Source organism: Streptomyces sp. CC224B, assembly GCF_030010595.1.
GTDB lineage: Bacteria > Actinomycetota > Actinomycetes > Streptomycetales > Streptomycetaceae > Streptomyces > Streptomyces longispororuber.
In genome coordinates this window covers 22,359-33,926 of record NZ_JASCXL010000102.1, presented here as the reverse complement: position 1 = coordinate 33,926, position 11,568 = coordinate 22,359, and the positions used below count along the sequence as shown (strand labels likewise).

General features: G+C 75.8%; 9 protein-coding genes. 1 reads left to right on the top strand and 8 read right to left on the bottom strand.

Annotated features, from left to right (window positions below; genetic code table 11):
- Nucleotides 1–209: 209 nt before the first annotated feature.
- A complete protein-coding gene (locus QK440_RS31825) occupies nucleotides 210–1,349 on the bottom strand; it encodes a hypothetical protein (RefSeq protein ID WP_282796709.1) in 1,140 nt (379 codons plus the stop codon).
- A 3-nt stretch (nucleotides 1,350–1,352) separates the two neighbouring features.
- On the opposite strand from QK440_RS31825, the gene QK440_RS31820 reads away from it, so the two are divergent.
- Entirely contained in the window at nucleotides 1,353–1,559 is a 207-nt protein-coding gene (locus tag QK440_RS31820) for a hypothetical protein (RefSeq protein ID WP_282796708.1), read from the top strand.
- A gap of 194 nt (nucleotides 1,560–1,753) precedes the next feature.
- Here the strand turns inward: QK440_RS31820 and QK440_RS31815 are convergent, their stop codons facing one another.
- The 7 genes from QK440_RS31815 to QK440_RS31790 all read right to left on the bottom strand — a co-directional run bounded on the left by QK440_RS31815 (nucleotide 1,754) and on the right by QK440_RS31790 (nucleotide 11,565).
- Nucleotides 1,754–3,742: a glycosyltransferase gene (locus tag QK440_RS31815; RefSeq protein WP_282796707.1), complete on the bottom strand. Its 1,989-nt coding sequence runs from the start codon at nucleotides 3,740–3,742 to the stop codon at nucleotides 1,754–1,756.
- A 288-nt stretch (nucleotides 3,743–4,030) separates the two neighbouring features.
- The gene (locus QK440_RS31810) at nucleotides 4,031–5,695 is read right to left on the bottom strand and encodes an ABC transporter ATP-binding protein (protein ID WP_282796706.1); all 1,665 of its coding nucleotides are present in this window, start codon (nucleotides 5,693–5,695) and stop codon (nucleotides 4,031–4,033) included.
- The gene (locus QK440_RS31805; RefSeq protein ID WP_282796705.1) at nucleotides 5,692–6,753 is read right to left on the bottom strand and encodes an ABC transporter permease; all 1,062 of its coding nucleotides are present in this window, start codon (nucleotides 6,751–6,753) and stop codon (nucleotides 5,692–5,694) included. Before QK440_RS31805 ends, QK440_RS31810 begins: the two co-directional genes overlap by 4 nt.
- The gene (locus QK440_RS31800; RefSeq protein ID WP_282796704.1) at nucleotides 6,750–7,865 is read right to left on the bottom strand and encodes an ABC transporter permease; all 1,116 of its coding nucleotides are present in this window, start codon (nucleotides 7,863–7,865) and stop codon (nucleotides 6,750–6,752) included. Before QK440_RS31800 ends, QK440_RS31805 begins: the two co-directional genes overlap by 4 nt.
- A 22-nt stretch (nucleotides 7,866–7,887) precedes the next feature.
- Entirely contained in the window at nucleotides 7,888–9,618 is a 1,731-nt protein-coding gene (locus QK440_RS31795; RefSeq protein WP_282796703.1) for an ABC transporter substrate-binding protein, read from the bottom strand.
- A 218-nt stretch (nucleotides 9,619–9,836) separates the two neighbouring features.
- The gene (locus QK440_RS41475) at nucleotides 9,837–9,929 is read right to left on the bottom strand and encodes an Ms4533A family Cys-rich leader peptide (RefSeq protein ID WP_349239331.1); all 93 of its coding nucleotides are present in this window, start codon (nucleotides 9,927–9,929) and stop codon (nucleotides 9,837–9,839) included.
- Between the two features lie 67 nt (nucleotides 9,930–9,996).
- Nucleotides 9,997–11,565 carry a DUF3152 domain-containing protein gene (locus QK440_RS31790; RefSeq protein WP_282796702.1) on the bottom strand — a complete coding sequence of 523 codons (1,569 nt, stop codon included), beginning with the start codon at nucleotides 11,563–11,565 and terminating at the stop codon, nucleotides 9,997–9,999.
- Nucleotides 11,566–11,568 lie beyond the last annotated feature (3 nt).

Here is an 11,568-nt window from a genome sequence, read left to right as displayed (position 1 = left end):
CCGCGGGTGCGGGGCGCGCGGGGCGCGCGGGGCGGGGTGCGGCCGCGGGGGTGCGACAGGTGTGGCGCGCCGTGGGCGCGGGGGGAGGCGCGTGTGGTGGGGCGCGTGGCGTGGGCGGGGCGCGTCTTGCGGGAGGGGCGCCGCGCTCCAGGTGCCGGACGGCGCACACCGCGGCTGGGGCGGGGCGTACCGCGGTTGGGGGCGTGCGGTCATGACCCACCCCCGGTGGCGTGCGCGGAGGCGCGGCCCAGGACGCGGACGGCGCGGGCGAGCAGCACGACGGCGCCCGCCCCGCAGGCGAGACCGGGCGCGCTCCAGGTGAACGCGGCGGTCTCCGCCGGGGAGGCGAGGAAGCCGCACCCGGGCAGCCGGGCCGCGCCCGCGAGGGCCAGGGGTACCGCCTGGGCCGTGCCGACGGCCGCGTACACCAGGGCGGGGGCGCGCGTGGAGCCGTGGGCCGCGAGCATCCGGCCGAGCCACAGCAGCATGGCGAGCGCGCCGGCGCCCGCGCACACCGCACCGCCGCCCGCGGGCCCGGCGGGGTCCGCGACCAGACCTGCCGCGGGGCCCGCGGTGAGGCCCGCCGGGCCCGCCTCGGGGTCGGCGGCCAGGTTGCCGCCCACCGCGCCGAGCACGGTGTCCGCCCCGGCGAACGCCAGCGCCACCGCGGCCGCGTACAGCGCGACCACGGCGACCAGCAGCGGCCGTACGGACGCGGCGAACTCCGCGAGGCCCCGGCTGGCGCCCAGCCGTCGGCGGGCCCGCGCCGTGAACAGCCGCGCGCACACCGTCCCGGGTGCGACGGCCGCGGCGAGCCCGAGGACCACCACGGCCGAGGGCGCCCACGGCCGATCGATTCCGCCCGGCTGGGCGGCGCGCAGCAGCCCGTCGCCCAGGACGGCGTACGCGAGCAGCCAGCAGGCCCACGCGCGCGTGGCCGCCCCGGAGCGCGCGGCGCGCGGCGGTGCGTGCCGCAGGGCGGTGTGCAGGGCCGCGGCGAGGGCGAGCGCGCCCGCGAGTGCCACGGCGAGCCGTACGCCGCCCTCGGTGAGGGCCAGCCCCGCGACGGTGAGGGCGCACACGGCGCCCGGCAGGAGCGCGAACACGGCCCAGCGGGCGCGGAGTAGGGGCCGGGCGCCCGCCCGGGAGGTGTCGTGGCCGGGGCTCGAGGCGTGCCGGTCCCCTCCGGCCTCGGCCCCCGGGGTGTCCCGCGTGTCCCGTGTGGCGTGGGTGTCCCACGCGTCGCGGGTGCCGCACGCGGCGCTGTCGCGCGGCACGCGCGCGTACATCTCCTCGGCGAGGGAGAACACGTCGCGGTGCCGGTAGCGCGCGGCCGTCCGGTCGGTCATGCCGTGGACTTCGAGCGCCGCCGCGATCTCCAGGGGGTCCACTGCGCGCTCGCACAAGGCGCGGTGGCGGTGCAGCAGCGCCTTGACGGGGTCCCCGTGCGGGGGGCGCGGTACGACGTCCGGGGCTGGGTCCTCGCCACCGGAGGCTGCGGCTCCGCCTGGCCGTTGGGCGGCTCCGCCCAGCCGTTGGGCGGCTCCACCCGGCTGTAGGGCGGCTCCGCCCGGCCGCCCGGCGGCTTCGCCCGGTCGGCCGGTGGTTCCACCCAGCCGCTCGGCCCCCTCCGGGGCGCCGTACGCGGCCGGCCCAGGACCGTGTCCCCGCACCAGTTCGTTCGAGCGCGGGTCCCATCCGGCCGCGCCCCCCGGCGCCCGGGGTACGTCCGCCGACGGCGGCTCCAGGCGGGTCACGAGGCGGCTCCCCGCAGGTGGCCGGGCAGGCCGTGGCGGGCGGCCCAGCTCGGCCCGGCGGCGGGCACCGGGCCGCCGAGCACGCCGCCGGGTGCTCCAGGTACTCCCCCGGGTACTCCGTGGGCGCCCGGTACCGCAGGCGCGCCCGGGCCGCCGACCGCGCCTCCGGGCACGGGCCCGCTCCCGTACGAGGCGGCCACCGCGCCCCCGTAAGGGGCGGCCGACCCGCGTCCGGCCGTCCACCGGCCCGGCACCGACGCCTCGGCCGGGTGCCCGAACGGCACCGGCGCGCCCGCCTCGTCGACGGCTTCACGGCGTACCGGGCAGCGCGAGACGATCTCCAGGTACATGGCGTGGAACGCGGCGACGTTCTGCTCGGCCGTGAAGAGTTCGAGCGCCCTGGCGCGCGCCGCCGCCCCGAGGCGCGCGCGCCGTGCGGGGTCGCGCAGCAGCGCCACGCACGCCTGCGCGAGCGCCCGCGGGTCGCGCGGGGGCACCACCAGGCCGGTGCCGCCGACGACCTCGACCACCGCGCCGACGTCCGTCGACACCGTGGCCCGCCCGCAGAGCATCGCCTCGACGAGGCCGACCGGGAAGCCCTCGGCGACGCTGGAGAGGACGACCACGCCTGCGGCGGCGTACACATCCGCGAGCCCGGGCGCCTCCGGGCCGCCGGTCTCCTCGAAGGACACCGGGTGGGCGCCCGCGGCGCCCGCTCCGCCGGGCCCGGCCGGAAAGAGCTGCGCGGCCAGCTCCCGGCAGTGCGCGAGGTACGCCGGAGCCCGCGGCCCGTCCGCGGCCGTGCCGACGACGCGCAGCCGTGCCGCGGGCACCGCCTCGCGGACCTCGGCGAAGGCGTGCAGGAGGGAAACCAGGTCCTTGGCGGGCTCGATCCGGCCGGCCCAGAGGAGGGTGTCCGGGGCGCCGGGGCCCTCGCGTTCACCGACCTCGGCGAAGCGCTCCGCGTCCAGGCCGGGGGGGACCGTGCGCAGCTTCGCGCGGTCGGCGCCGCACCGTTCCTGCCAGCGGCGGGCGTGGGCGCTGCCGGACGTGACCACGGCGGCCCGGCGGTAGGTCTCGGTGGCGAGCCTGCCGTGGAGGGCGGCGACCAGGGCCCGCGCGGACCCGCCGGGACCCGCCGCCCCGCCCCCGGAGCCCTCCGCCGCGAAGCCCTCTGCTGTCCCGAAGCCCCCTGTCCCGAAGCCCCCTCCGCCGAACCCCCCAGCCCCAACCCCGGCCCCAGCCCCAGCCCCAGCCCCAGCCAGATAGTGCGCCCGCAGTCGCACCCCGTACTCGGTGACGAGCAGCGGGACGCCCGCGAAGTGCCCGGCGAGCAGCCCCGGCAGGGCGGCGGCCCCGGCGGACGTGGCGTGGCAGAGGTCGACCGCGCCGAGCGCGTCGTCGCCGTACCAGTCGAGGGACAGTGGGCGCAGCAGCCGTTCCAGCTCCGCCGCCACGGCGAGCAGGTCGGGGACGCGGGCGGCGCGGGCGGCCCGGGACGCGCCGGGTGCCCGGCAGGCGCGCTCCAGGACGGCCACGGCGGCCTCGGAGCGCAGGGCACCGGCGAGGGGGCCGGTGTCGCGGGCCAGGTCGGCGAGTCCGTAGAGCCCGCTGCCGAAACGGTCCGCCATAGCGGCGGAGCCCTCCCCCGCGCCTTGTTCCGGGGGTGGCGCAGCGCCCTGCCCCGCCTCCGCGCACACCGCCGCGGCGAGCTCGCCGAAGGACTCGGCGAACCGCCGTCCGGCGCGCCGCCGGCCCCGGCGGACCGGCCGCCCGGAGGCCTCGCCCCACAGGGCGGCGCTGCGTACGCCGCGGACCTGGGGCGGCAGGGCGCACCGGCCGAGTGCTTCCTGGTGGGCGCTCCGGCTCAGCGCGTACACGTGGAACTCGTGCTGCCCGAGCCCGCGTACGAGCCGGTCGCACCAGAGCCGGGCCTCACCGTCCACATACGGATAGCCACCCTCCGTAAGCAGTCCGACGCGCACGTGTGCACCCCCGTTCTCCCGTATGGGGAGCCGCCGTTGGGCCGACGGCTCGCAGCGGGACGAACGTATGCGGACATGCCGGTGGCGCGACGGACGGTTGTCCATCGCGCCACCAAAAGGGGTGAAGCGCAGTAACTTTCCCGCGTCGACGGCGTTCTGCCGCGCTATGGACGGCGCACGGCACGACGCCCGGAGCCACGGCCCAGGACCGCGAACTGCCTTGGCCGCGCGCGGCGTTCACCCCGCCACGCGCGGCGGCACTCCCACGCCGCGCCGCGCGTCAAGGCGTCACACCGCGGCGAGCTCCTCGTGCGCCGCCGACCGCGCCTGCGCGCGCCGAGCGGCGCGCCGCTCGGCCGCGACCGCCGGGTCCAGGGCGGGCACGGCGGCGAGTAGTTCCCTCGTGTACGGGTCCCGGGGCGCGCCGTAGACCTCGTCCACGGAGCCGTGTTCGACGAGCCGGCCGCGGCGCATCACCGCGATCCGGTCGCTGACCTGGCGTACCACCGCGAGGTCGTGGGCGACGAAGACCAGCGCGAGCCCCAGTTCGCGCTGCAACTCGGCGAGCAGCGCGGTGACCTGGGCCTGGGTGGTGACGTCGAGCGCCGAGACCGGCTCGTCGCAGACGATGAGCCGGGGTTCGGCGGCGAGGGCCCGCGCGATGCCGACGCGCTGGCGCTGGCCCCCGCTGAACTCGTGCGGATAGCGGTCGTACTGTGCCGGGTCGAGGCCGACGCGCTCCAGGAGGTCCCGTACGCGGGCGCGGATGGCCCCTTCGTCGCGGTCGCCCCGTGCCCGCAGCGGGTCGGCGACGGACTCGCCCACCGAGCGGCGCGGGTTGAGCGAGGAGACGGGGTCCTGGAACACCATCTGGGCGCCCGGCACGGGGCCGGGGCGCTGCTTCTCGGTGCCGCCGTGGAGCAGCCGGCCGGAGGTGGGTTCCAGGAGCCCCACGAGCATGCGGCCGAGCGTCGTCTTGCCGCTGCCGCTCTCACCGACGACGCCGAGGGTCTCGCCGGCGCGCACGGTGAGGGAGACGTCGTCGACGGCGGTGAAGGCGCTTCTCCCGCGCCCGAAGGCGCGCCGCAGCCCCTGGGCCTCGACGACGACGTCGCCGAGGTCCCCGCCGCGTTCCTCGCGGGGGGCGTCCACGCGCGGCACCGCGCTCAGGAGCCGCCGCGTGTACGGCTCCCGGGGCGCGGCGAGGACGTCGGCGACGGGGCCGCGCTCCACGACGCGGCCGTGGCGCATGACGAGGACGTCGTCGACGTTCCCGGCGGCCACGCCCACGTCGTGGGTGACCAGGAGCAGGCCCGTGCCGGTCTCCTCGCGCAGGGTGTGCAGCAGGTCGAGGATCTGCGCCTGCACGGTCACGTCTAGGGCCGTGGTCGGCTCGTCGGCGACGATCAGCTCGGGCTCGCAGGCGAGGGCCATGGCGATCAGGGCGCGCTGGCGCATGCCGCCGCTGAACTCGTGCGGGCGGGAGCGGGCCCGCCGGGCGGCGTCGGCGATGCCGACGCGGTCGAGCACGTCGACGGCACGCGCGCGTGCGGCGCGCCGCGTGGCCCCGGAGTGGGCGCGGTACACCTCGGCGATCTGGTCGCCGACGGCGTAGTACGGGTCCAGGGAGGACAGCGGGTCCTGGAAGACCATCGCGGCGACCGAGCCGCGCAGCCGCCGCAGTTCCTGGTCGGAGGCGGCGCCGACGTCGACGCCGCCGACCCGGACGGTGCCGGTGACGCGCGCCCCGGTGTCCCGGTGCAGGCCGAGCAGCGCGGCGGCGACGGTGGACTTGCCGGAGCCGGACTCGCCGACGAGGGCGAGGGCCGCGCCGCGCTCCAGCGTGAAGGAGACCGCGTCCACGGCGCGCACGTCGCCGAAGCCGACGCTCAGGCCGTCCACCTGTACGAGGGGTGCGGGGTGTGCGGGGTGTTCGAGGTGTTGGAGGCTCACGAGAGCACCACCCGTCGGTCGGCCACCGCGTACAGGACGTCCGCGACGGCGTTGGCGAGGACCACGAAGAAGCCGGTGACGAGGACCATGCCGACGACCACCGGCAGGTCGACGACCCGGACCGCCTGCACCAGCTCACGGCCGAGCCCGGGCAGGCCGAACAGCGTCTCGGTGAGCAGGGCGCCGCCGAACATCGTGCCGAAGTCGTTGGCGCTGAGCGCGATGACGGGCGCGAGGGCGCCGCGCAGCGCGTGCCGGCCGACGACGGAGCGCTCCGTGACGCCGTACGCGCGGAAGGTGCGCACGTGGTCCTCGGCGAGGGTCTCCAGCATGGCGGAGCGGGTCAGGCGCGCGTACTTGGCGGACTCGATGAGGGCCAGCGACAGCCAGGGCAGCAGCAGGTTCCACGCCCACTGCTGGGGGTCGTCGGTGAAGGGCACGTACTGGGGGAACGGCAGCCACTGGAGCTGGCCGCAGACCAGGATCATCAGGAGCAGGCCGATGACGAACACCGGGGTGGCGGTGCCCGCGAGCGTGACGGCGGTCAGCACGCGCTCGGTGAGGCGGCCGCGGCGCCAGGCGGACAGCACGCCGGTGCCGACGCCGAGGATCAGCCACAGCACCATGGCGCCGAGCGCGAGGGAGCCGGTGACCGGCACCTTGTTCAGGATCAGGTCGGTGACCTGCTGGTCCGTCTGGTACGACAGGCCGAGGCAGGGCGCGTCGCAGTGCAGCACGCCGGTGCCGGTGGAGTAGTCATGGCCGGCGACGATGCCGCGCAGGAACTCCACGTACCGGGTGTACAGGGGGTCGTCGAGCTTGAGCTGCTCGGCGACCTGGTGGACCTGGGCGGGTGAGCAGCGTGGGCCGCAGGTGATCTGGGCGACGTCGCCGGGGGCGACGTAGAAGACGGCGTAGATGACGACGGACAGGGCGAAGAGGGTGACGACGGCGCCGACGGCGCGGCGCGCGACGAAGCCCGCGAAACCGGTGAGGCCCAGGCGTCCGGTGAGGCCCAGGCGTCCGGTGCGGCCGGTCGGGCCGGAGTTCCGGGTCATGCGGAGGTCTCCCCCTTCTCGGCCCGCTCGGCCCGCTCGGTCTTCGTGAGCGACTCGGTCGGCCCGGCCTGCTCGGTCTTCGTAAGCGACTCGGTCCGCCCGGCCCGCTCGGCCCCGCCGTTCTCCTTGGTCCGCTTGGCCCCCACCCGCAGGCGGGAGGCCGCGCGCGGGTCCAGGGCGGTGCGGACGCCGTCGCCGAGGACGGTCAGGGCGAGCACGGTCGTGAACAGCGCGGCGGCGGGCAGCAGCAGGTACTGCGGGGCCGCCTGGTACCAGACGTCGGCGGAGGTGAGCATCTGCCCCCAGGACGCGGTGGGCGGCTTGACGCCGACACCGAGGAAGGACAGGGCCGCCTCCACGACGATGTTCGAGGGGAAGAGCAGCGCCGCGTACGTGATGACGGGCGCGGCGAGGGCGGGCAGCAGCTCGCGGCGGGCGACGCCGACCGCGCGCCAGCCGCTCAGCCGGGCCGCCGCGACGTGGTCGAGGGACTTGAGGGTGATGGTCTGGGCGCGGACGAGCTTCGCCATGCCGCCCCAGCCGACGAGGCCGACGACGAGCGCGACGAGGACCGGGCGCGGGAAGCCGCTCGGCACGACGGCGAGCAGCCCGAGCGCGAGGACCATCAGGGGCAGCGCCACCATGACGTCGGTGGCGCGGCTGAGCGCGAGGTCCACCCAGCGGCCGCCGAGCCCGCTGGTGAGCCCGACGGCGACACCGAGCACGACCTGCAGGAACGTGGCCACGAGCGCGACGCCGAGCGAGACGCGGGCGCCGTACACCAGGCGGGCGAACAGGTCGCGGCCGGTCTGCGGCTCGACGCCGAGCCAGTGTTCGGCGCTCATGCCGCCGAAGGGGCCGACGGGCACGCCGCCGCGCGCGGAGTCGACGAGTCCGGGGTGGTACGTGGTGGGGTCCTGGCCCTCCAGGGCGGTGAGCAGCGGCGCGGCGAGCGCGACCAGGACGAGCAGGGCGACGACCGCGCCCGCGACGAGGGCGGCGCGCCGGGTGCGCAGCCGCCGCCAGAACTGACGGGCCCCGGAGGTGGCGGGGGCGGCCGCCGTGACGGCGTCCGCTCCCGCGTGCTCCGAGGCCAACAGGGCCTCACTCATGGCTTGGGTGACCTGACCGGCCCTACTTGACCGCGACCTGGGACACGTCGAGGACGCCGGTCCAGTCGCTGATCACGACGTTCTTGACGTCCTTGCCGTACAGCCGCTTGTACACCGGGTGGAACAGCGGGACGTTGACGGCCTTCTCACCGATCTTCTTGTCGAGGGCGCCCCAGCGCTTCGCGGCCGCGGCGTGGTCGGTGAGCTTGTTGATCTCGTCGATCTCCTTGTTGACGGCCTTGTCGTCCAGGAAGGCGGAGTTGAAGTTGTAGCCGTCCTTCACGATCTGGCGGCCGTCGAAGATCGGGGCGAGGAAGGGGCCGCCGGAGGGCCAGTCGGCGCCCCAGTGGGCGAGGAAGAGGCCCGGCTCGTCCTTGGCGTCGTGGACCTTGTCCTCGTAGTCGTTGTCCTCCAGGCCCTGGAGCTTGACGGTGATGCCCGCCTTCTTCAGGGCGTCCTGCAGGGCGGTGGCGATCTCCGGGCTGGTCTCGAAGTTCTTGGCGTTGGAATGGGTGAGGGTGATGGTCAGGCCGTCCTTGTGGCCGGCCTCCTTCAGGAGTTCCCGCGCCTTCTCGGGGTTGCCGGACGCGCCCGCCGGGAAGTGGTCGAACTTCTGGTACCCGAAGGCCTTCTGGTTCGGCAGGAAGGTGGTGGCGGGCTCGGCGAGGGAGGAGCCGCCCGCGGCGTTGACGACCGAGGAGCGGTCGACGGCGTAGGCGATGGCCTGGCGGACCTTGGGGTCGTCGAAGGGCTTCTTCTTCGGGTTGAAGGCCAGGTAGTTGGTGTAGCCGAAGTGGCCGGTGCCGACCTGCGCGGCCAGCTTCCTGTCGCCGGTGACCTTGGCGAGTTCGGCGGGGCCGAGGTTGGTGTCGGTGGTGACGGCCGCGGCGTCGGCGCCCTGGCTCGCGGAGAGCCGCTGGTTGATGACGGAGGAGTTGAGGCCGGAGCGGACGTCGATGGTGTCCGGGTAGGCCTTGCGCTCGGCGTCGGTCTTCGCCGACCAGTGCGGGTTGCGCTCCAGGCGCAGCCGCTCGCCGCCGTTGGTGTTCTCGACGACCTTGTACGGGCCGGAGGAGACGGGGTGCTCCTCGTACTTGGTGCCCTTGTCCTTGGCCTTCGGGACGGGGGCGAACGACGTCTGGGTGGCCACGTAGTCGAAGTCGCCGACGGGCTTGTTCAGATGGAAGACGATCGTCCGGTCGTCCGGCGTCTCGACGGACTTCAGGCCCTTCTTGTCCTGGTAGGGGCCCTCGTAGGTGTCGCCGCCGATGAGCCAGTCACGCAGGAAGGGCGCGCCGCCGGAGAGCTCGGCCGCGAAGGAGCGCTCGATGCCGTACTTGATGTCGGCGCTGGTGATCGGCGAGCCGTCCTCGAACTTCAGGCCCTGCTTGAGCTTGTACGTCCACACCGTGGCGTTCCTGCTCGGCTTGCCGAGGCTCTCGGCGAGGTCCGGGACGACCTTCGTGCCCTCGGCGCCGTCCTCGCGGTTGCGCGTGGTCAGGGTGCGGAAGACGAGGCTCGGCACGTTGCCGCCGCCGGAGGTGTACAGGCGGGCGGGGTCGAAGTTCTTCTGGGGGTCGCGGTTGAGGATGGTGAGGGTGCCGCCCTTCCGGGGCTTGCCGTCACCGCCCGCGTCGTTCTTGTCCTCGGGTCCCGCGCAGGCCGCGGCGCCCGAGGCCAGCACGACCAGGGCGGCGGACGCCGTGACGAGGCGGCGGGATATGACGGACGGGGAGCGACGCAGGCTGCGCATCGGAGTGCCTCTCGGAAAGCTGAAGAGAAAAGGGGAAGCGGGGAAGGGGCGCGAGAGAGCCCGCCACGGGCGCACACCGAGAGCCGTCTGCCACCCGTCCGCCTGTCCGTCATATGGACGGCGGTCCGCATCGTGGACGGCGCACCGGGCGCGGTCCCCGCAGACGCGGGAGGGCACACAAAAGGGGAGAAACGCGACGCACGCGCCGGAGGCGGGCGTCAGCGACAGTGAATGTCGGCCACGCAGAGCGCGGTCACGCCGAACAGCGCCAGCTCAAGGGCGGCGCTCGGGGAGGCGTGACGGATCGACATGGGGAGAAATATGGACGATGTCGCGTGGCATGTCAACGCGACGTCTCACACTCCGAGCCAGACCGTCTCACCCTTCGGGATACGCCCAGGGGTTGGGCCGGCAGCGGATCCCGTCGTGGTCGAGGAACTTGGTCTGCTGCTGCATGACCGGGGCCAGTTCGCCGTCCCGCCGGCAGTCCACGTGGCCGTGGCCGAGCCGGTGGCCCACCTCGTGGTTGATCAGCATCTGCCGGTACGGGTGGATGCGGTCGCCGTAGGTCTTGGCGCCCTGCGCCCAGCGGTAGGCGTTGATCATGACGCGGTCGGTGGCGGCCGAGTCGCACGACACGTTCTGCTGCAGGGTGTCGAGCCCCGACTTCGCGCACCACTTCGCGGTGGTCCCCGGGCTGGCCAGCGTGATGACGAAGTCGGGCCTCCCGGAGGAGATCCGCTCGAAGGTCCGGGCCCCGCCGTGGGCCCAGCTCCGCCGGTCGTTCAGGGTCTTCTGCACGGCCTGCGCGAACAGCTCGCCGTCCAGGCCCATGCCCTTCTCGACGTCCACGCGGTAGCGGAACTTCCGCCCCTTGCCCGGCGCCCGGTCGAAGCCGGTGACCGCCGCGAAGTCCCCGGACGCGGTGAGCTTCGCGTCCAGCGGGTACTTCCTGCCCATCTTCTGCTCGTACGTCTCCGGGGTCGGCGAGTCCGAGGGCGTGGGCCGGTTGTCCGAACGCGAGGCGGAGCCGCGGGCGTCGCGCCCGCCGCCCCTCTCGTCGTCGGCGGCCCGCGTACGGGGCCCCGAGCCCTTGGCGTCCCCGGCGACCTGACCGGCCACGACGACGGCGAGGGCGGTGGTGACGGCCGCGGCGGCGATCCCGGTGACCGCACGGGCGCGGCTGCGCCTGCGCGGCGGGGTGGCGTCGGCCCCGGCGCCGGGCGTGCCGGTGCCCGTGCCGTCGCCGTCGTCCCCGGCGTCGGTCTCCCACGCGGTCACGGACGCGTACGGGTCGCGGGGGTGCGAGGTGCGGCTCACCGGCTCGGCCCCTGCCGCATACACGTCCGCGCCCTCGAAGCCGTCCGGGGCGCCGAGGGCGTCGAAGGCAGCGATGTCCTCATGTCTCGGCCCCGGCAGGCGCGACACCGCTCCCCGCGCGCGGGTGCCGGACCCACCGGTCTTCGGCGCGGCGCCGCCCACGGTGCCCCAGCCGCCGCCGGGCTCGCGCTGCTCGGGGTGCCCGCCGCGCACCCGCGGAACCCCGCGGGGAGGCGTGTCCCGGGAGGCCTGGTGCGCGGGGGTGCCGCGCGGCGGCGTCCCGTGCTCGAACGTTCCGTCACCGGGGGTGCCGTCCTCCCGCGCGCCGCGCACGGGGGTGCCGTGGGCAGGGGTTCCATGAGCGGGCGCGCCCTGTGCGGGCGTGCCGTGAGCAGGGGTGCCGTGCGCGGGTGTGCCGTGCGGCGGTGTCCCCTGCTCGGGGATGGCGCCCGGCGGCGTCCCGTCGTGGGCGGGGGTTCCGTGCGCGGGCGTGTCCCCCTGGGAGGCGCCGCGTCGGCGGCGGCCGGTGCCGGGGGGTTCGGGAGGGCTCGCCTGGGCCCGGGGTATGCCGGACGCATCGGCGGTGCCTGCGGTCTCGGCCGGGCTCCGGCGGCTATGACGTCCCACGCG